The sequence below is a fragment of the Streptomyces sp. NPDC018031 genome (genome assembly GCF_044327625.1).
Classification (GTDB): domain Bacteria; phylum Actinomycetota; class Actinomycetes; order Streptomycetales; family Streptomycetaceae; genus Streptomyces.
The window spans coordinates 80,212-100,613 of record NZ_JBIRFT010000004.1 but is presented as its reverse complement, the minus strand read 5'-3'; the positions used below and the strand labels follow the sequence as shown (position 1 = coordinate 100,613).

Sequence of the window (20,402 nt, the reverse complement as noted above, 5' to 3'; positions counted from 1 at the left end):
GTCTCCGCCCGTGCCGGGTCCGCTGTCTGCGCCGGGTCTGCCGTCGGTGTGGGGCCCGCGGCCCGTGTGCGGCCTGCCGCTCGTGCCGGGCCTGCCGCCCGTGCCGGTCCGCCGTCGGGCGAGTCTCCTGGGTGGGGCCGTTCCGGGACCGTAGGAGGCTGGGTCGGTCGGCCGGTGATCACCAGGGCGAGGGGTGGTGGCGGCCGGTGGGCGGGGTGTCCCGGTGGCGACCGGTGAGAGGGGCACCTCGACATGGGCCGGGGAGGGAGGCACGCTCCGGTGCCTGCCGCTGGGGCCGGACACTTCGCACCGGCCGCTGGACAGGGCACCTCGGCATCGGCCGGGGAGGGAGGCACGCTCCGGTGCCTGCCGCTGGGGCCGGACACCCCGCACCGGCCGCTGGACAGGGCACCCCGCACCGGCCGCTGGACAGGGCACCTCGGCATCGGCCGGCGAGAGAGACAACGCTCCGCCACCGGCCGCTGGACAAGGCACCCGGCGACGTCCGCTGGGCCGGACACCGGCAACGGCCGCTGCGCCGGCCGTCCCGATCGGCCGGTGGCCAGGGCGCTTTCGGTGACCGGCGCGGGGGCGGCCCGGGGCCGGCCGCCGGGCGCGGTCAGCCCGCCTCGTTGAACGCCTCGTAGACCTTCTTCGGGATGCGGCCGCGCGGCGGCACCTCCATGCCGTTGGAACGTGCCCAGGCCCGGACCGCGGCCGGGTCCGGGGCCACCGCCGTGCGGCGGTACGCCTTGCCGGAGCGGGACCGCTTGCGCCCGGCCTCCACGAAGGGTGCGAGAGCTCCCCGCAGTTTCTTCGCATTGGCGGAGCTGAGGTCGATCTCGTACGACCTGCCGTCGAGACCGAAGACGACCGTCTCCTCGGCTTCTCCGCCGTCGATGTCGTCGGAGAGCGTGACCACTACGCGCTGCGCCACGGATATCGGTCCTTTCGGGGTGCATCGATGCGTTGACGTGCATAGATGCCGGGTGTGAAGGAGTATGGGGGCATTGCTTTTTCTTTTGTACAGCGACGGACAATGCATTGTGAAGTCCCGGGAATTTCACCCGCGTGTCACGCCGCAATCGGGACCATACGTTTTACAGCGTCCATTCCCTAGTGCTTCCTGGTGCTGATGCTTAAACGTGACCGACCCTCAGGATATCTACCCGCGTAGATTTTTGTGGAGGGTACGCTTAGGGCACCGCCTTACGCACCACATCACCACCGGGAGTGCCAGTGGCACGCGTCGTAGTCGACGTCATGCTCAAGCCGGAGATCCTCGACCCGCAGGGCCAGGCGGTGCACCGTGCACTGCCCCGCCTCGGATTCGAGGGCATCTCCGACGTTCGTCAGGGCAAGCGCTTTGAACTTGAAGTGGAGGGCCCGGTCGACGACGCCGCCCTCGCCCGTATCCGTGAGATGGCAGAAACCTTCCTCGCCAACACCGTCATCGAAGACTTCGTCGTGAAGGTCGAGGGCGCCGACGCGAAGGCCGAATCGTGACCGCGCGCGTCGGAGTCGTCACTTTCCCCGGCACCCTGGACGACCGCGACACCCAGCGCGCGGTCCGTCTCGCCGGGCTCGAAGCGGTGCCGCTCTGGCACCGTGACAAGGATCTCAAGCAGGTCGACGCGGTCGTGCTGCCCGGCGGCTTCTCCTACGGGGACTATCTGCGGGCCGGAGCGATCTCCCGCTTCTCCCCCGTGATGGAGTCGGTCATTGAGCAGGCCAAGGCCGGCATGCCCGTTCTTGGCATCTGCAATGGCTTCCAGGTCCTCACCGAGACCCACCTGCTGCCCGGCGCGATGCTGCGGAACAACCATCTGCACTTCATCTGCCGTGATCAGAAGTTGCGGGTGGAAAACTCCGCGACCTCCTGGACGAGTTCGTACGAGTCCGGCCAGGAGATCAGCATTCCGCTGAAGAACATCGACGGCCGGTACGTCGCCGACGAGCGGGTCCTGGACGAGCTGGAGGCGGAGGGCCGGGTGGTCTTCCGGTACCTGGACTTCAATCCCAACGGCTCGCTGCGCGACATCGCCGGGATCACCAATGCGGCGGGCAACGTCGTCGGTCTGATGCCGCACCCCGAGCACGCCGTGGAGCCGCTCGTCGGCACCGGCCGCACCGACGGCCTCGGATTCTTCACCTCGATCCTCAAGAAGCTGGTCACCTCATGAGTCTGGATACGGTCAAGCACGCGGCCGGGACCCCGGACGTCGCGCAGCCCTGGGCCGAACTCGGCCTGAAGCAGGACGAATACGAGCGCATCCGGGAAATCCTGGGCCGCCGTCCCACCGGCGCCGAGCTCGCCATGTACTCGGTGATGTGGTCCGAGCACTGCTCGTACAAGAGCAGCAAGGTCCACCTCAAGCAGTTCGGCGAGAAGGCCCCGGAGAACGACGCGCTGCTCGTCGGCATCGGCGAGAACGCGGGCGTCGTCGACGTGGGCCAGGGGTACGCGGTGACCTTCAAGGTCGAGTCGCACAACCACCCCTCGTACATCGAGCCGTACCAGGGCGCGGCCACCGGTATCGGCGGCATCGTCCGGGACATCCTCGCGATGGGCGCCCGCCCGGTCGCCGTCGTGGACCCGCTGCGCTTCGGCGCCGCGGACCACCCGGACACCAAGCGGGTGCTCCCCGGAGTGGTCGCCGGCATCGGCGGCTACGGCAACTGCCTGGGCCTGCCGAACATCGGCGGCGAGGTCGTCTTCGACTCCTGCTACCAGGGCAACCCGCTGGTCAACGCCGGTTGCATCGGCGTGATGAAGCACGAGGACATCCACCTCGCCAAGGCCTCCGGCCCCGGCAACAAGGTGATCCTCTACGGTGCCCGCACCGGCGGTGACGGCATCGGCGGCGTGTCCGTCCTGGCGTCGGAGACCTTCGACGACACCAAGCCCGCCAAGCGCCCGGCGGTCCAGGTCGGCGACCCGTTCCAGGAGAAGCTCCTCATCGAGTGCACCCTGGAGGTCTTCCGCGAGGACCTGGTCGCCGGTATCCAGGACCTGGGCGGCGCCGGCCTGTCCTGCGCCACCAGCGAGCTGGCCAGCGCCGGCTCCGGCGGTATGCGGGTCGAGCTGGACACCGTGCCGCTGCGCGACGCGACGCTCTCGCCGGAGGAGATCCTCATGAGCGAGTCGCAGGAGCGCATGTGCGCGATCGTCGAACCCGACAAGGTCGACCGCTTCCTGGAGATCTGCGAGAAGTGGGACGTCATCGCCACCGTGATCGGTGAGGTGACCGAGGGCGACCGGCTGGAGATCTTCTGGCACGGTGAGCAGATCGTGGACGTGCCGCCGCGCTCCGTGGCCCACGAGGGGCCGACCTACCACCGGCCGTACGCCCGTCCCGACTGGCAGGACGCCCTCCAGGCCGACGACGCCGGCAAGCTGCCGCGCCCGCAGACCGCCGAGGAGCTGCGCGCCCAGGTGCTGGCGCTGGTCGGTTCGCCGAACCAGGCGTCCAAGTCCTGGGTCACCGACCAGTACGACCGGTTCGTGCAGGGCAACACGGTGCTCGCCCAGCCCGAGGACGCGGGCATGATCCGGATCGACGAGGAGTCGAACCTGGGGGTCGCCCTGGCGACCGACGGCAACGGCCGGTACGCGAAGCTGGACCCGTACACCGGTGCGCAGCTCGCCCTCGCCGAGGCGTACCGGAACGTGGCGGCGGCCGGTGCCCGGCCGCTGGCCATCTCCGACTGCCTCAACTTCGGTTCGCCCGAGGACCCGGCCGTCATGTGGCAGTTCGCCGAGGCCACCCGCGGCCTGGCGGACGGCTGCCTGCAGCTGGGCACCCCGGTCACCGGCGGCAACGTCTCGCTGTACAACCAGACCGGCGAGACCGCCATCCACCCGACCCCGGTGGTCGCGGTGCTCGGTGTGATCGACGACGTCACCCGCCGCACCCCGATCGCCTTCGCCGAAGAGGGCCAGCTGCTCTACCTGCTGGGCGACACCCGCGAGGAGTTCGGCGGGTCGGCCTGGTCCCAGGTCGTCCACGACCACCTGGGCGGACTGCCGCCGGCCGTGGACCTGGACCGGGAGAAGCTGCTCGCCGAGATCCTGATCGCGGCCTCCCGCGACGGCATGATCGACGCGGCGCACGACCTGTCCGACGGCGGTCTGATCCAGGCCGTGGTGGAGTCCTGCCTGCGCGGCGGGAAGGGCGCGCGACTGATCGTCCCGGACGGTCTGGACGCGTTCACCCTGCTGTTCTCCGAGTCGGCCGGCCGCGCCGTGGTGGCGGTGCCGCGCAGCGAGGAACTCCGCTTCAACGACATGTGCGGTGCACGGGGCCTGCCGGCCACCCGCATCGGCGTGGTCGACGGCGAAGCGGTCGAGGTCCAGGGCGTGTTCGGCATCCCGCTGGCCGAACTCAAGCAGGTGCACGAGGCGACCATCCCGGGCCTGCTGGCCTGACGGGCGGCGCATCACGGCACGGTGCCCCGGCGGACCACCCGTCCGCCGGGGCACCGTGCGTGTTCCGGGCCGGACCAGCCGCCCGGCTGGGCACCGTGTCTCCGGCGGCCGCCGGGGCCGCGGTCAGCTCCAGAAGGCGTCGGACTCGTCGATGTCCGCGGTGCACTCGTCGATGTCGCTGATCTTGCCGCCGACGATGGTGAAGAACAGGCCCTCACGGATCTCCAGGCCGCGGTCCTTGCGGTCGGCGCGCAGCTGGTGGACGGACATCACATGCCCGCGCCCGTCCGTGAGCAGCGGCGCCTCGAGGTCGACGCGGAGCGTGCCCCCGGTCTCCTCGTGCAGTTTCCGGTACAGGTCCAGGCAGGCGTCACGGCCCTTGTGGTGGCCGGATAGCGGGTTGTCGCCGGGCACGTGATGGGTGACGTCGGCGGTCATCAGGCCGCCCAGGGTGTCCATGTCACCCCGGGAGAACGCGTCGTAGCCCTTGCGTACCAGTGTGCAGTCCGGGTGCTGAGCCATGGCGGCGCACCCCTTTCTGGCGGATGGCTCCGGCGGATGCGCGATTTCCGACGGAGAAAGTGCGGTTTGTTCCATCATCTGCCCGGGTCCGGGAAGGTGTCCACGCAGGCCGGGGACGCGGTTTCCGGACAGGCCCGGAAGGTGCCCATGCACGCCCGGGAAGGTGCCCACGCAGGTCTGAGCAGGTGTCCGCGCAGGCCCCGGGACGCGGTCTCCGGGTGGGCCCGGGAACGCGCTCACGTCGGTCCGGGACGGTGCCCACGCCGGGCCGGACACGGTCTCCGTGCCCGCCCGGGAAGGTGTCCGAGCAGGTGGGCGCCGGTGTCCGCGCCCCTCCGGGCGGGGCGCCCGGCCCCGGGGCGGTCGTCCGGTCCAGGGGCGGTCCTCCCGGGCCCCCGGGCGGGGTCGCGGTACGGCGGTCCCGCCGCGGCGCCGCTGGGTAAGCTCGCCCACATGCCCGCCGCGCCCCGCAAGCCCCGTGCCCGTGCCTACGATCCCGCCCGGACCCGGGAGGCGGTGGCCGCGCAGTTCCGGCAGGTACGGGAAGCGGTGGCCGGGCTCCCGGAGGGGCGGCTGGACGCGCCGACCCGGCTCGGGGACTGGACGGTGCGGGAACTCGTCGCCCACCTGGCCATGGTGGTGGAGAGCGTGAACCGGTGTCTGGAACTGCCCGCGCCGCCGGCCGCGGAGGTCACCCTCGCCGGATGGGTGTCCGGGACCGCGACGGCCGCCGCAGACATCGACGCCGACACCCGGGCGCTCGCGGCCGGTGCCGCCGCCCCCGCGGAACTGCTGGAACGGGCCGCGGCCCGCTACCGGGAACTGGTGCCGCAGGCGCCCGGGGACCGGGTGCTCGCCACCCGGCTGGGCGCCATGCGGCTGGACGACTTCCTGGTCACCCGCTGCGTGGAACTGGTGGTCCACACCGACGATCTGGCCGCCGCCACCGGAGCCGAGGCCGGGTACGACCGGCAGGCGCTGGCCACCGCGGTCCGGGTGCTCGCCGACGCGCTCGCGGCGAAGGCGCCCGGCGGGTCGGTGGAGGTGCGGGTGCCGCCGTTCGCCGTAGTGCAGTGCGTCGAGGGTCCCCGGCACACCCGCGGCACCCCTCCGAACGTCGTCGAGACCGAACCGCTCACCTGGATCCGCCTCGCCACCGGCCGTACGACCTGGGGCGAGGCGGTCGAGGCCGCGGAGGTCACGGCCGGCGGCGAGCGCGCCGACCTTTCCGGGCAGCTGCCGCTGCTCGGCTGATCAGCCCTTCGGATACGGCAGCAGGGTCGCGTCCGTCTCCTCCCACGCGGTCCGCAGCGCGTTGAGCACCTTCGGCTCCCGGGCCGCCTTGTCGGCCTGTTCCCGCGGGTCGTCGGCGATGTCGAACAGATGGTCCCGGCCCTGCTGGTCCCGGTGGTACTTCCAGTCGCCGCGGCGCAGCGCCCGTTCACCGCGGACCCGCCAGAACAGGTTCCGGTCGGGCAGCGCCTCGCCGCGCAGGAGGTATCCGGCCAGGCTGGTGCCGTCCAGCGGGTACGCCCGGTCCGGCCGGGCGCCGGCCGTCTCCAGCAGGGTCGCGGTCCAGTCCGGGGTGTAGACCGGCTCGTGGGACACCTGCGCGCCGCCGTCGATGCGGGCCGGCCAGCGCACGATGGTCGGCACCCGGATACCGCCCTCCAGCAGCGTGAACTTCTCGCCGGACAGCGGCCACTGGTGCGAGAAGCGCTCGCCGCCGTTGTCGCTGGCGAAGACGACCAGGGTGTTCTCCTCCTGGCCGGACCGGCGGAGCGCCGTCAGCACTTCGCCGACGGACCGGTCGAGGTCCTCGACGAGTTCCCGGTACTTGGCCAGCGAGCCGCCGTCGCGGTGGTTGAGGACGCCGCGTCCGCCCTCCTTGATGAGCCTGGTCAGCCGGGCGCTCTCGGCCGTGTCGCCCTCGGCGATCCACGGCCAGTGCGGAGTGGTGAAGTTCAGGTTGAGCAGCCAGGGGCGGTCGTGGTCGCGGCCGACGTACTCGGCTGCGCGCTCGGTGATGATCCGGGTGTAGTAGCGCAGGTCCTGGTGGCCGACCTCGCCCTCGTACAGGTCGTACTCCCCGGTCAGGCCCAGTTTGGAGTAGTACTCCAGGGCGCCGCCCAGGTTGCCGAAGAAGGTGTCCCAGCCCGATTTGGTGGGGCTGTGGTCGGGCAGGTAGCCGCAGTGCCACTTGCCGATCAGCGCGGTGGCGTAGCCGGCGTCGCGCAGCAGCGAGGCGAGGGTGGGGTGGTCCGCCGGCAGTCCCGCGGTGGAGCCGCCGGGGATCGGCTCGTGCAGGCCGCCGGGGGTGCGGCCGGGGAAGCGCCCGGTGTAGAGGCTGAACCGGGTGGGTGAGCAGGTGGAGGAGCCGGCGTAGGCGTCGGTGAACCGTACTCCCTGGCGGGCGAGCCGGTCCAGGTGCGGGGTGCGGATGTGGGGCGAGCCGTAGCAGGAGAGGTCGGCCCAGCCCAGGTCGTCGGCGAGGATGAAGAGGATGTTGGGGCGGGGTGCCCGGCGGTGGACGGCGGCCCGGAACGGCCGCTCCCGGACGGTCCGGCCGCCGGTCGCCGCGGTGTCTGCGGAGGCCGGCGCGGTGGCGGCGGTCAGACCGACGCCGGCGGAGACGGCGGCGAGCCTGCCGAGGGTGCGGCGGGACAGCGGCCGGTCGGGCGCCGCCGGGGGCGGCTGGTGGGCCGCGGGCTCGTGGTCGGGTGACGAGGACGGGCGGTCGGTCGAGGACATCGAGGACTCCAGGGCAGGTGCGTGCCGCCGCCTGGGTGCGGTCGCGCGGGCGCCGGGCGGCGCCGCCGGGCCGGCCGTCGCGGGGCGTCGGCGGTGGGCGGGCGCTGTGGGCGGCCGGGGGTCACCGGTCGCACGGCGCCAGGCGGAACGGCGGACGGGGGAAGGCGAGGGCAGGAAACGGGCAGGGGAGAACCGGAGCGGGAGCGGGGGAAGCAGCGCGGAAGGGGGAAATCCGGGAGCCGGGCGGGCGCGGAGGCGCGAGCCGGGGCCGGGGGCGGTGCGGGGCGCCGGGCGTCAGGTCCGGGAAGGGACGGCGGGGACGACGGCGACGTCGCTGACGGCGGGCGGCCGGGAGACCGGAGGGTTCCCCGGAACGGATGGCCGCGACGGCGCGGGGGCCCGGGTGGCCGGACCGGTCCGGACCGCCGGGGCGATTACGCTCAGCGACAGATGGCGCTGGCCGTGCGACCGAAGTCGACGTGGCGGCGCTCGACGAGAGTCCCGTGCACACCGTAAGGCTGCTGCATGAATGTGATCCTCGCCGCAGCCGGGGGCTCACGTCAACGCCTCGGCCCTGGCGGGAAGCGGTAGCAGGGTGTGATCTGTGCCCGGGATGCCGTCCCTCGTTCGGCGGTGCTCCGGAACTGGCCTAGACTCGATGGCGTGCCACGTGGTGACGGACGACTCAGCCACGACCTGCTCCCCGGTGAGAAGGGCCCCCAGGACGCTTGCGGCGTCTTCGGTGTCTGGGCTCCGGGTGAAGAGGTCGCCAAACTCACCTATTTCGGGCTGTACGCACTGCAGCACCGTGGACAGGAGTCCGCGGGCATCGCAGTGAGCAACGGCTCACAGATCCTCGTCTTCAAGGACATGGGACTGGTGTCCCAGGTCTTCGACGAAACCTCCCTCGGCTCCCTGCAGGGCCACATCGCGGTCGGTCATGCCCGCTACTCCACCACCGGTGCCTCGGTGTGGGAGAACGCGCAGCCCACCTTCCGGGCCACCGCGCACGGCTCGATCGCGCTGGGCCACAACGGCAACCTGGTGAACACCGCCGAACTGGCGGAGATGGTCGCCGACCTGCCCCGGGAGAACGGGCGGGCCACCCAGGTGGCGGCCACCAACGACACCGACCTGGTCACCGCGCTGCTGGCCGGCCAGGTCGACGCGGACGGCAAGCCGCTCACCATCGAAGACTCGGCGGCCCAGATCCTGCCGAAGGTCAAGGGTGCTTTCAGCCTCGTCTTCATGGACGAGCAGACCCTGTACGCCGCCCGTGACCCGCAGGGCATCCGCCCGCTGGTCCTCGGCCGCCTGGAGCGCGGCTGGGTGGTGGCGTCGGAGACCGCCGCCCTGGACATCGTGGGCGCGAGCTTCGTCCGCGAGGTGGAGCCGGGCGAGCTGATCGCCATCGACGAGAACGGCATGCGGGCCTCCCGGTTCGCCGAGGCCCGGCCGAAGGGCTGTGTCTTCGAGTACGTGTACCTGGCGCGCCCGGACACCGACATCGCCGGCCGGAACATCTACCTGTCCCGGGTCGAGATGGGCCGCCGGCTGGCCGCCGAGGCGCCGGCCGACGCCGACCTGGTGATAGCCACGCCGGAGTCCGGCACCCCGGCCGCGGTGGGTTACGCCGAGGCCAGCGGGATCCCGTACGGCTCCGGGCTGGTCAAGAACGCCTACGTGGGCCGGACCTTCATCCAGCCCTCGCAGACCATCCGCCAGCTGGGCATCCGGCTGAAGCTGAACCCGCTGAAGGAAGTCATCCGGGGCAAGCGCCTGGTGGTGGTCGACGACTCCATCGTGCGCGGCAACACCCAGCGCGCCCTGGTGCGGATGCTCCGCGAGGCCGGGGCCGCCGAGGTGCACATCCGCATCTCCTCGCCGCCGATCAAGTGGCCGTGCTTCTTCGGCATCGACTTCGCCACCCGCGCGGAGCTGATCGCCAACGGCCTGTCGGTCGAGGAGATCGGCAAGTCGCTGGGCGCCGACTCCCTCGCCTACATCTCCATCGACGGCATGATCGAGGCGACCACCATCGCCAAGCCGAACCTGTGCCGCGCCTGCTTCGACGGCGAGTACCCGATGGAGCTGCCGGACCCGGAGCTGCTGGGCAAGCACCTCCTGGAGACCGAGCTGGCGGGCGGGACCGACGCCGCGGACGCACTCCGCCGTCCGTAACGCCCCGTAACACACGACACGAAAGTTCCCAGCCATGTCTGCTGAGTCCTCTGAGCGTGCGCCGCACGCGGGCACCGGTGCCAGTTACGCGAGCGCGGGCGTCGACATCGAGGCGGGCGACCGCGCCGTCGAGCTGATGAAGGAGTGGGTGAAGAAGGCCACCCGCCCGGAGGTCGTGGGCGGCCTCGGCGGGTTCGCCGGGCTCTTCGACGCCTCCGCCCTGAAGCGGTACGAACGGCCGCTGCTGGCCTCCGCCACCGACGGGGTCGGCACCAAGGTCGACATCGCCCGCCGCATGGGCGTCTACGACACCATCGGCCACGACCTGGTCGGCATGGTCGTGGACGACCTGGTGGTGTGCGGTGCGGAGCCGCTGTTCATGACCGACTACATCTGCGTCGGCAAGGTCTACCCGGAGCGGGTCGCGGCGATCGTCAAGGGCATCGCCGAGGGCTGTGTGCTGGCCGGCTGCGCGCTGGTCGGCGGCGAGACGGCGGAGCACCCCGGGCTGCTCGGCGCGGACGAGTTCGACGTGGCCGGCGCGGGCACCGGCGTGGTCGAGGCCGACCGGGTGCTGGGCGCGGATCGTATCCGTTCGGGTGACGCGGTGATCGCGATGGCCTCCTCCGGCCTTCACTCCAACGGGTACTCGCTCGTCCGCCACGTGCTGTTCGACCGGGCGGGCTGGTCGCTGGACCGCGAGGTCCCGGAGCTGAGCCGCACCCTCGGCGAGGAGCTGCTGGAGCCCACCAAGATCTACTCGCTGGACTGCCTGGCCCTCATCCGGACGGCCGAGGTGCACGGCTTCTCGCACATCACCGGCGGTGGCCTGGCCAACAACCTGGCCCGGGTCATCCCCGACCACCTGCACGCCTCGGTGGACCGGTCCAGCTGGACGCCCGGCGCGATCTTCGACCTGGTCGGCCGGGCCGGGTCGGTGGAGCGGCTGGAGCTGGAGAAGACCCTCAACATGGGCGTCGGCATGATCGCCGTGGTCCCGCAGGAGTCCGTGGAGGTCGCGCTGACCACCCTGGCCGACCGCGGGGTCGACTCCTGGGTGTGCGGAGAGATCCTCGACCGCGACGCCGAGCACGCCGAGGCTGTGACCCTGACCGGTGACTACGCGAGCTGACGTGGATCACGGGCCGGACGGGCGCCCCGCGAGTGATCGCGGGCGCCCGGTCGCGTCATGGCGGACCACCGGGGCGGGATCCCGGCCGGAGCCGGCCGGACCGGCCGCGTGGACCGGTGTCACCGGGAGGTTCCCCGCCGCACCGGAAGCGCGGGGAGCCGGACACCGAGGGGGCCGCACCGTCGGCCCGGCCCGTTCGGAGCGTGTCCGGACAGCACGAAAACCGGTCCGAGGTGTGAGCCTCGAACCGGTTCGGGTGCAGCTGGTCGCCGGACGCCCGGTACGCGAGCGCGGTCAAGCCCGACGGCGATACGCGGACTGGTCGGACTGCTGGTCCTCGTCCTCGTCCTCGTCGTCGTTGTACCGATCCGCGTACTGTGCGTACGGGTCGTCTTCCAACTCGTCATCGTCCTCGAACGGCTCGCCGTTCGGCGGCCGGTTCGTTGTCGACGATGCGCCCAGCTCCTCGGCCAGGCGTGAGAGGTCCGTCCCGCCGCTCTGGTACTTCAGCTGGCGGGCGACCTTCGTCTGCTTGGCCTTGGCCCGGCCGCGCCCCATGGCTCGACCCCCTCAACGACGGGGCTCGACGGCCCCAGAGTCTTGACACGCGTTCACGTTCATGATTCGGAGCGGACTCTCCAGGAGAGACCGTCCGTAGGGCTTCAACGGTACCTGCTTCTGTGGCCATACGGTACGTCGCCCGCATGACGTGCCACGTCACAGCACCCGCGAGGAGCCCCGTCCCCGCTGGTCAGCTGCGATTTTAACGCGTCCCGGGCGCCGACCCGCCGACAGGCCGTGAGGGATCTCTCCCTCACGGCCTGTCGGAGCGCCGACAAAGCGGCGCCGGTGCACCAAGGAATGGCCGAAATATGACCGCTGGGGTTACTCCTGGTGACCGTCAGCCATCCGCTGCTCGGCGAGGCGGTCGGCGGCGACGGCCGGCGGGACACCGTCCTTGGTGGCGCGTTCGAATATGGCCAGCGTGGTGTCGAAGATCTTCGTCGCCTTCGCCTTGGCCCGGTCGAAGTCGAACCCGTGCAGCTCGTCCGCGACCTGGATGACCCCGCCCGCGTTCACCACGTAGTCCGGGGCGTAGAGGACGCCGCGGTCCGCGAGGTCCTTCTCGACGCCGGGGTGGGCGAGCTGGTTGTTGGCCGCGCCGCACACCACCTTGGCGGTCAGCGCCGGCACGGTCTCGTCGTTCAGCGCGCCACCGAGCGCGCACGGGGCGTAGACGTCCAGCTCGGCGCGGATCAGCGTCTCGGTGTCCGCCACCGCAGTGACCTGCGGGTGCCTGGACCGGATCCGGTCCACCGACTCGGCCCGCACATCGGTGATCACGACCTCGGCGCCGTCCTCGATCAGGTGCTCGACGAGGTGGTGGCCCACCTTGCCCACGCCGGCGACGCCGACCCGGCGGCCGCGCAGGGTGGGCGCGCCCCAGGCGGCCTGGGCGGAGGCCCGCATGCCCTGGAAGACCCCGAAGGCGGTGAGCACGGAGGAGTCGCCGGCGCCGCCGTTCTCCGGGGAGCGGCCGGTGGTCCAGCGGCACTCGCGCGCCACCACGTCCATGTCGGCGACGTAGGTGCCGACGTCACAGGCGGTGACGTAGCGGCCGCCGAGGGAGGCGACGAAGCGTCCGTAGGCGAGCAGCAGCTGCTCGGTCTTGATCTGCTCGGGGTCACCGATGATGACGGCCTTGCCGCCGCCGTGGTCGAGCCCGGCGAGCGCGTTCTTGTACGACATGCCGCGCGAGAGGTTGAGCGCGTCCAGGACGGCCTCCTCGTCGGACGCGTACGCGTGGAATCGGGTACCGCCCAGGGCGGGGCCCAGCGCGGTGGAGTGGAGGGCGATGACGGCCTTCAGGCCGGTCGCGCGGTCCTGGCAGAGGACGACCTGCTCGTGGCCGCCCTGGTCAGATCGGAACAGTGTGTTCAGCACGCCGTCAGCATCGTCGGTGGGACGTACGTCAGTCACGGTGGTGACTCCCATAAGTCGCGGTTTTGGACGCCCTCCGGGGGTGGGGAGGGCCGGTGGGCAAGAGCGTAAGCCCTTGTGACCTTCCCTTGGGCCCTTCGCGCAGGTGATTCCGCGGGTGGGGCGGCGGGTGGGGCACAGCCGGCCGGGCCCGGGGCCGACGCGGCGGACCGGCCGTGCCGCGGGTGGACCGCGGCACCCGGCCGGACCGGGGAGCCCGCGTCGTGCCGGAGCGCCTTCGTGGGACGATTCGAGCATCCGCGGTAGGCAACTACCGGCACTCGAATCGGGCTTGAGGAGCGTGCGTGACCGTGGCTGTGACCGTCCCGTACGCGGCGTACCTCCGGGTCTATGAGCCGCTGGCCGCGTTCCCGGAACCGGAGCGGACCCACTGGGCGCGCTACGCGCGGCGGGACCGGATCCCCGGGGCCCAGGAGGAGCTGCGGCGTTCCCTGACCGACCTGCTGCCGGTGCCGCCGGTCCCGGTGCCGGTGCACGAGAGCAGCGACGCCTTCGTGGCCGTGGTGGACGGCATCGTCTGCGTCTGCCCCTGGCGCACCCGGCTGCGCGGCTGGCTGGCGCTGGAGGAGGCGGCCGAGCACTTCCCGGCGTCGCTGCTGGACGCGGTGCTGCCACCGGTGGTGCGGCGGCAGGCGGTGGCCGACTTCGAGCGGTGGCTGGAGCGCAATCCGGACGCCCGGCCGTGGATCCGCTCGGCGACCTGGCACGTGCCGGTGCGCTGGTTCGTCCTCTTCGCGGACGAGGAGCGGGAGTTCACCAAGGGCGAGGACGGGCTGGTGCTGCGCTACCGGACGCCGATGGTGGAGGCCCGGCGGCGGGTGGCGCGGGGGCTGAAGGTGCTGCGCGAGTCGCTGGGGGAGGGGCCGCTCATCGACGGCCTGGTAGATGTTGGTCGGTGGCTGGAGGAGTTCCACCCGCGTTCGCTGGTCGAGCTGGACTACGGAGGGCTGGCGCAGGTGGTCCCCCGGGAGCAGCTCGACGCCGACCGCTCGGCCCGTGACGTGGCCGAGGGGCTGGCGGCGCTGCGGGACGGGGACGGCGAGCGGGCCGGCGGTGCGTACGAGAGGCTGACGGAGCGCTGGACCGCGGTGCGGGGGCTGCAGCACGCGAGCTAGCCGGCGGCGCTCGTGGCCCGGGGGTGCCCCCGGTGTCCGGGGGCGCGGTCGGCCTGGGGCGCCGGGCAAGGACGTAGGTCCCGATACGGACTTTTAACGGCAACCGTGACGTAACCCACTTACTTCGGGTCTTGCGGCTATCCCCTGTCCTCGTGTCAAAATAGGACAAGGAGTCCAAGGGGGCCTCCTTCCGTCCAAGTAAGGGCGGATTCCTCTGTATTGCACGCCTTGGCGGGTCTGATGACCCCTGGTCCTGTTGTGACTGATCGTCACGGTTGCGTGACTGTCCGCTATGGCATGGTCCATCGGCTTCCGCCGAGGTTGAACACCTGAGAGGGCAATTCCATCGGTTTGGCCGATGGGGCTGGACAGATGGTGTAGTTGTAGTGCCGAGGACAAGCCGTTCGTCCTATAACCGACTCGGCCCGCGTCCGCCATATCGGGCAACGCGGGTCAAGGTGCAGAATTTAGAGGAAAGAACCGTGATGGTTCGGTTCTCCCGAGGAGGCCGCTCATGACCGCTCGCACCCCTGATGCTGAGCCGCTGCTGACCCCGGCTGAGGTTGCCACGATGTTCCGCGTGGACCCGAAGACGGTCACGCGCTGGGCCAAGGCAGGCAAGCTCACGTCCATCCGCACGCTCGGAGGGCATCGGCGCTACCGCGAAGCGGAGGTCCGTGCACTGCTGGCGGGCATCCCGCAGCAGCGCAGCGAAGCCTGAAATACCGCATGACCGGGCATTTTCCGGGCCCCCCAGCCTGGTGAACGCCCGCTTTCAGCACCAAACGACAGGTGCCTGCCCCAACAGGCCCCGCCGCCCGCCGCATCATGGGTGAGTCGTCGATCGCGCTGGACTCCGCCGGGTCCAGCGCGATTTTTTTCTGCCCCGGCGCGGCCGGCGGCCCCGCGCGGGTCCGCCCGGGTCCGCCCGGGGGTGCTTCCGCCACCCTGCGGAGTGGCCTCGTGGCAGCCCGCTAGGGGTCGCTTCCCGGATCGTCCCGTGCGCCGTGGGAAGCGCTTCCCGGGACCTCCCGCCCCCTCGGCGCCCGGCTCGAAAGGGTCGTGGGGGAGTGGTGCAATTGCACATATTAAATTGACCTGTTGTAGGAGAGGTGTAAGTCACCCCACTTTGGAAAGCTGTTCGGTGACTCCCGTCACATCGCATGCGGCTTGTCATCAAGCGCATACCTACGGTAAAGGGAATCGGGTGGTGGACCGGGGTGTTCGAGCCCGCCCCCGGACGACGCCTCCGGGGCGGTGCGGGCCGGGCGGGTGCGGGCCGGGCCGGCGGACCTGGCGCCACTGGTCCGGGCGCAATCGGGCCGGGAGGGCTCGTCGGGGCCCGCGGGGCTCGTGGGGCCACCGGACGGCCCGGAGGGCTCAGCGCGCCCGGAGGGCCGCTCGGGCGGCGCCGGCTGCATCGCCAGCCGCAGCAGCCGGTGGCAGACCGGACAGTGCCGGGTGGAGTGCCGCCGGCCCGCCGCCGCCGACAGATGGGCGCGCAGCAGCGCCCGGATCTCACGCCTCGCGGTCGTCGTCATGCGCCGCACCTCCCGCGCCCGCGCACCAGTCACTGCTTGGGTACCGCTGGTACGTGCCGGAGTCAAGATGCACGAAGGCCCGGATCCACTCCGTGGATCCGGGCCTTCGTCGCTGCGGTCCTGACGGGATTTGAACCCGCGGCCTCCACCTTGACAGGGTGGCGAGCACTCCAAACTGCTCCACAGGACCTTGCTTCGCTTCGCGCTGCGTGCGCTGGCGAAGCAGACTCTACAGCAGGTCAGGGGGTGCGGTCGAACTCGCGCCCGGCGGCCGTCCGCGGCACCCCCGCGGGGCCTGCGCCGGCGACCGTCCGCACCGCGGCGGCGGCGCCTCACCCCGGCCGCCGCGTGGCCCGCGGACCGGCCCCGGGGCCTGCCGGGAGCGGGAGCCGGGGCCGGAGCCGCCGCTAGGGCGCCGCCGCGTCGACGGCCTTCACGATGCGCTTGTCGGACACCGGGTAGGCCGTGCCCAGCGCGTGCGCGAAGTAGCTGACCCGCAGTTCCTCGATCATCCAGCGGATCTCCAGGGCCTCGGCCGGCACCGGGCGCCCCTGGGGGAACTGCTCCAGCAGCCACGCGTACTCGTCCTGCATCTCCTTGACCTTCGCCATCCGTGCCCGGTCCCGCTCGGCGTTGGTCGGCAGCTGCTGCAGCCGCCGGTCCACGGCCACCAGATAGCGCATCACATCGGGCAGCCGCCGGACGCCGTGCGCGGTGACGAAGCCCGGCTTCATCAGCTCCGCCAGCTGCTCCTTGACGTCCGTCAGGGAGGCGAGCAGCACCGGGCTCGTGGTGGCCTTCAGGCGGCGCTCACAGGCCTGCCAGGCGGCCAGCACCTCCTGGACCTTGCGGACGGTGTCCAGCGTCGCGTCCATGATGTCCGCGCGCACCGCGTCGAACAGCTTGCGGAACGCCTCCTCGTCCCAGGCCGGACCGCCCCGCGCGGCGATCAGCCGGTCGGCGGCCGCCGACACGCAGTCCTCGAAGAGCGCCTGGACGCTGCCGTGCGGACTGCGCGCCAGGGCCAGCTTCGCGCTGTTGCCCAGCTGCCCCTGGGCGAACTTGGCGGGGTTGGACGGCAGGTTGAGCAGGATCAGCCGCCGGGTGCCGCGCCACATCGCCTGCCGCTGCTCGGCCTCGGTGTCGAAGAGGCGCACCGCGACCGACGCGCCCTCGTCCACCAGCGCCGGGTACGCCTTGACCGGCTGGCCGGCCCGCCGGGTCTCGAAGGTCCGGGGCAGCGCGCCGATGGTCCAGGAGGTGAGTCCGGACCGCTGCTCGATGCCGCCGCCCGCCTTGGACGTCTCGAACGCCTTGGAGATCGCCGCCCGGGTCTTCGGCTTCAGCCGCAGGCGCAGCGCCTCCAGGTCCTTGTCCTCGGCGAGGGTGCGCCGCCGCTCGTCGACCACCCGGAAGGTGATCTTCAGGTGGTCGGGGATCTTGGTGGTGTCCCAGTCCTCCGGATCGATCCGGACCCCCACCATCCGCTGCAGCTCCCGGCCGAGCGCGACGGTCAGCGGCTCGCGGCCGGGCCCCTCCTGCCCGGTGGCGGGCGAGGAGGGAGGCCCCACGCCGTCCAGAAAGCGCTTGGCGTAGTTGGGCGCGGGGACGTAGTTGCGCCGCACCGGCTTGGGCAGGGAGCGGATCAGCTCGGTCACCAGATCCTCCCGCAGGCCGGGGATCTGCCAGTCGAAGCCCTCCGCGGAGACCTGGTTGAGCACCTGCAGCGGGATGTGCACGGTGACCCCGTCCTGGCCCTCGCTGCGCTGCACGTTCTCCGCGCCCGCACCCGGCTCGAACTGGTAGGTCACCCGGAACTTCAGCTTCCCCTGCCGCCAGGAGTCCGGGTAGTCCTCCTTGGTGACGTCCTGCGCCTGCTCGTTGATGAGCATGGACTTCTCGAAGTTGAGGAGCTCCGGCTCCTCCCGGCGCTTGTGCTTCCACCAGGAGTCGAAGTGGGCTCCGGACACCACGTGTTCGGGGATCCGCTGCTCGTAGAAGTCGAACAGGGTCTCGTCGTCCACCAGGATGTCCCGGCGGCGGGCCCGGTGCTCCAGCTCCTCGACCTCGCCGAGGAGTCTGCGGTTGTCGTGGAAGAACTGGTGGTGGGTGCGCCAGTCGCCCTCCACCAGCGCGTTGCGGATGAACAGCTCCCGGCTGGTCTCCGGGTCGATCCGCCCGTAGTTCACCTTCCGCTGGGCCACGATCGGCACGCCGTAGAGCGTGACCCGCTCGTACGCCATCACCGCCGCCTGCTTCTGCTCCCAGTGCGGCTCGCTGTACGTCCGCTTCACCAGGTGCTGGGCCAGCGGCTCGATCCACTCCGGCTCGATCCGCGCGTTGACCCGGGCCCACAGCCGGGAGGTCTCCACCAGCTCGGCCGACATGATCCAGCGCGGCGGCTTCTTGAACAGCGCGGAACCGGGGAACACCGCGAACTTGGCGCTGCGCGCGCCCAGGTACTCGTTGTTCTTCGTGGTCTCCTTGCCGCCCTCCACCCCGGCGTTCTTGAGGCCGATGTGGGAGAGCAGCCCGGCCAGCAGCGCCGTGTGCACGTGCTCGGGGGCCGCGTCCTGCTCGCTGAGGTGGATGCCCATCGTCTTGGCGACCGTGCGGAGCTGGCTGTAGATGTCCTGCCACTCGCGTATCCGCAGGTAGTTGAGGTACTCCTGGCGGCACATGCGGCGGAAGGCGGAGGAGGACAGCGCCTTCTGCTGCTCGCGGACGTACCGCCACAGGTTGAGGAAGGCGAGGAAGTCGGAGGTCTCGTCCCGGAACCGGGCGTGGTTCTGGTCCGCCTGCTGCTGCTTGTCGGAGGGCCGCTCGCGCGGGTCCTGGATGGACAGTGCCGCCGCGATCACCATCACCTCGCGCGCACAGCCGGTGCGGTCCGCCTCCAGCACCATCCGGGCCAGCCGGGGGTCGACCGGCAGCTGGGAGAGCTTCCGGCCCAGCGGGGTGAGGCGCTTGCGGACGTCCTTCTGCTGGGGGTCGATGGCCCCCAGCTCCTCCAGGAGCTGTACGCCGTCCTTGATGTTGCGGCGGTCCGGCGGGTCGATGAACGGGAACTTCTCGATGTCGCCGAGCCCGGCCGCGGTCATCTGGAGGATGACGGAGGCCAGGTTGGTCCGCAGGATCTCCGCGTCGGTGAACTCCGGGCGGGAGAGGAAGTCGTCCTCCGAGTAGAGCCGGATGCAGATGCCGTCGCTGGTCCGGCCGCAGCGGCCCTTGCGCTGGTTGGCGCTGGCCTGGCTGATCGGCTCGATCGGCAGCCGCTGCACCTTGGTGCGGTAGCTGTAGCGGGAGATGCGGGCCATGCCGGTGTCGATGACGTAGCGGATGCCCGGCACCGTGAGCGAGGTCTCGGCGACGTTGGTGGCCAGCACGATGCGCCGGCCGGTGTGCCGCTGGAACACCCGGTGCTGCTCCGCGTGCGACAGCCGCGCGTAGAGCGGCAGCACTTCGGTGAACCGCAGGTTCCGTTTGTTCAGCGCGTCGGCGGTGTCGCGGATCTCCCGCTCCCCCGAGAGGAAGACCAGGACGTCGCCCGGCCCCTCCGCCTGGAGCTCGTCGACCGCCTCGCAGATCGCGGTGATCTGGTCCCGGTCGCCGTCCTCGCCGGCCGCCTCCAGCAGCGGCCGGTACCGCACCTCCACCGGATAGGTGCGCCCGCTCACCTCGATGATCGGCGCGTCGCCGAAGTGCCGGGAGAAGCGCTCCGGGTCGATGGTCGCGGAGGTGATGACGACCTTGAGGTCGGGGCGGCGCGGCAGCAGCTGGGCCAGGTAGCCGAGGATGAAGTCGATGTTGAGGCTGCGCTCGTGCGCCTCGTCGATGATCAGCGTGTCGTACTGGCGCAGCTCGCGGTCGGTCTGGATCTCGGCGAGCAGGATGCCGTCCGTCATCAGCTTGACGTGCGTGTCCTGGCTCACCTGGTCGGTGAAGCGGACCTTCCAGCCGACCGACTCGCCCAGCGGGGTGCGCAGCTCCTCGGCGACCCGCTCGGCGACCGTGCGGGCGGCGATCCGGCGCGGCTGGGTGTGCCCGATCAGGCCCCGCACGCCCCGCCCCAGCTCCAGGCAGATCTTCGGGATCTGGGTGGTCTTGCCGGACCCGGTCTCACCGGCGACGATCACCACCTGGTGATCGCGGATCGCCTCCGCGATGTCGTCCTTCTTCTGGCTGACCGGCAGTGACTCGGGGTAACTGACCTCGGGCACGGCGGCCCGGCGGCCGGTGACCCGCAGCTCGGCCTGGTCGACCTCGGCGGCGATCTCGGCGATCACGGCCGCTCGGGCCTCGGGCTTGCGGATCCGGCGGGCGCCGTCGAGTCGGCGTCCCAGCCGCTGCTGATCGCGCAGCATCAGCTCGGGGAGCCGCTCCAGCAGGGCCGGGAGGGTGGGGGCAGGCGTGGTGGACATACGCGATCCAGGATCTCACTTCGCCGAAACGGCTGGCGAACCATTTCTGTCCGGACTAGTTCGGGAAGTATGTCGGAGATGAGTGTTTTAGCGTGAATCCATGGGTGGACATGGCGGGGTCCATGGGTGAACGCTCCGGACGGCGGCCGGTGGGCCGGCCGACGCGCGGCTCGCGGCGGGCACCCGCGGACGGGCCGGACCGAGGAGCCGTCCGCCGCCCGGACCGCCCCGGCCGGCGGGCCGTCCGCGGACCGGACCGCCCTGGCCGGTGGTCCACCCGGTGGTCGGCGTTCACCCGTTCCCCCTTCT

Annotated in this window: 15 protein-coding genes and 1 tRNA gene; 8 read left to right on the top strand and 8 right to left on the bottom strand. The window is 71.5% G+C overall.

The features are described 5' to 3' along the window. Positions 1-619: 619 nt before the first annotated feature. A complete protein-coding gene (locus ACH4B3_RS12760; protein WP_197989645.1) occupies positions 620-937 on the bottom strand; it encodes an Lsr2 family protein in 318 nt (105 codons plus the stop codon). Between the two features lie 302 nt (positions 938-1,239). On the opposite strand from ACH4B3_RS12760, the gene purS reads away from it, so the two are divergent. The 3 genes from purS to purL are packed head-to-tail and all read left to right on the top strand — an operon-like array spanning position 1,240 to position 4,429. Continuing rightward, positions 1,240-1,506: a phosphoribosylformylglycinamidine synthase subunit PurS gene (gene purS, locus ACH4B3_RS12755; protein WP_398462830.1), complete on the top strand. Its 267-nt coding sequence runs from the start codon at positions 1,240-1,242 to the stop codon at positions 1,504-1,506. Continuing rightward, positions 1,503-2,183, top strand: a complete 681-nt coding sequence (purQ, locus tag ACH4B3_RS12750) for a phosphoribosylformylglycinamidine synthase subunit PurQ (protein ID WP_398462829.1) — start codon at positions 1,503-1,505, stop codon at positions 2,181-2,183. The genes purS and purQ overlap by 4 nt, the downstream gene beginning before the upstream one ends. Further along, complete coding sequence (gene purL, locus ACH4B3_RS12745; RefSeq protein ID WP_398462828.1) at positions 2,180-4,429, top strand: phosphoribosylformylglycinamidine synthase subunit PurL; 2,250 nt, start codon at positions 2,180-2,182, stop codon at positions 4,427-4,429. Before purQ ends, purL begins: the two co-directional genes overlap by 4 nt. Positions 4,430-4,552: 123 nt before the next feature. Here purL and ACH4B3_RS12740 read toward each other — a convergent pair whose 3' ends face one another. Next, positions 4,553-4,951: a nuclear transport factor 2 family protein gene (locus ACH4B3_RS12740; protein WP_398462827.1), complete on the bottom strand. Its 399-nt coding sequence runs from the start codon at positions 4,949-4,951 to the stop codon at positions 4,553-4,555. A 453-nt stretch (positions 4,952-5,404) separates the two neighbouring features. Between ACH4B3_RS12740 and ACH4B3_RS12735 the strand changes: the two genes are divergently transcribed. Beyond that, positions 5,405-6,205 carry a sterol carrier family protein gene (locus ACH4B3_RS12735; protein WP_398462826.1) on the top strand — a complete coding sequence of 267 codons (801 nt, stop codon included), beginning with the start codon at positions 5,405-5,407 and terminating at the stop codon, positions 6,203-6,205. Here ACH4B3_RS12735 and ACH4B3_RS12730 read toward each other — a convergent pair whose 3' ends face one another. Next, on the bottom strand, positions 6,206-7,702 hold the full coding sequence (locus tag ACH4B3_RS12730; protein WP_398462825.1) for a sulfatase: 1,497 nt from the start codon (positions 7,700-7,702) through the stop codon (positions 6,206-6,208). It lies immediately after the preceding gene. Between the two features lie 663 nt (positions 7,703-8,365). On the opposite strand from ACH4B3_RS12730, the gene purF reads away from it, so the two are divergent. Together purF and purM are read left to right on the top strand one after the other, a co-directional pair. Beyond that, positions 8,366-9,883, top strand: coding sequence for an amidophosphoribosyltransferase (gene purF / locus ACH4B3_RS12725; protein ID WP_398462824.1), 1,518 nt, complete (start codon positions 8,366-8,368; stop codon positions 9,881-9,883). 34 nt (positions 9,884-9,917) lie between these two features. Continuing rightward, positions 9,918-11,015 carry a phosphoribosylformylglycinamidine cyclo-ligase gene (gene purM / locus ACH4B3_RS12720; protein WP_398462823.1) on the top strand — a complete coding sequence of 366 codons (1,098 nt, stop codon included), beginning with the start codon at positions 9,918-9,920 and terminating at the stop codon, positions 11,013-11,015. A gap of 294 nt (positions 11,016-11,309) precedes the next feature. Here the strand turns inward: purM and ACH4B3_RS12715 are convergent, their stop codons facing one another. Beyond that, positions 11,310-11,573 carry a DUF3073 domain-containing protein gene (locus tag ACH4B3_RS12715; protein WP_398462822.1) on the bottom strand — a complete coding sequence of 88 codons (264 nt, stop codon included), beginning with the start codon at positions 11,571-11,573 and terminating at the stop codon, positions 11,310-11,312. A 327-nt stretch (positions 11,574-11,900) separates the two neighbouring features. Further along, positions 11,901-13,010, bottom strand: a complete 1,110-nt coding sequence (locus ACH4B3_RS12710; protein WP_398462821.1) for a Leu/Phe/Val dehydrogenase — start codon at positions 13,008-13,010, stop codon at positions 11,901-11,903. A gap of 290 nt (positions 13,011-13,300) precedes the next feature. Here ACH4B3_RS12710 and ACH4B3_RS12705 point away from each other — a divergent pair, with 290 nt between their 5' ends. Then, positions 13,301-14,131 (top strand): hypothetical protein, encoded by an 831-nt coding sequence (locus ACH4B3_RS12705; RefSeq protein ID WP_398462820.1) that lies wholly within the window; start codon positions 13,301-13,303, stop codon positions 14,129-14,131. A 514-nt stretch (positions 14,132-14,645) separates the two neighbouring features. Further along, a complete protein-coding gene (gene bldC, locus ACH4B3_RS12700) occupies positions 14,646-14,852 on the top strand; it encodes a developmental transcriptional regulator BldC (RefSeq protein ID WP_003949541.1) in 207 nt (68 codons plus the stop codon). Positions 14,853-15,285: 433 nt separating this feature from the next. On the opposite strand, the gene ACH4B3_RS12695 is transcribed toward bldC, so the two are convergent. The 3 genes from ACH4B3_RS12695 to hrpA all read right to left on the bottom strand — a co-directional run bounded on the left by ACH4B3_RS12695 (position 15,286) and on the right by hrpA (position 20,093). Beyond that, positions 15,286-15,672, bottom strand: a complete 387-nt coding sequence (locus ACH4B3_RS12695) for a DUF6274 family protein (RefSeq protein WP_398462819.1) — start codon at positions 15,670-15,672, stop codon at positions 15,286-15,288. Between the two features lie 115 nt (positions 15,673-15,787). Then, positions 15,788-15,862: transfer RNA gene (locus ACH4B3_RS12690), tRNA-Asp, on the bottom strand. A 217-nt stretch (positions 15,863-16,079) separates the two neighbouring features. Beyond that, entirely contained in the window at positions 16,080-20,093 is a 4,014-nt protein-coding gene (gene hrpA / locus ACH4B3_RS12685) for an ATP-dependent RNA helicase HrpA (protein WP_398462818.1), read from the bottom strand. Positions 20,094-20,402 lie beyond the last annotated feature (309 nt).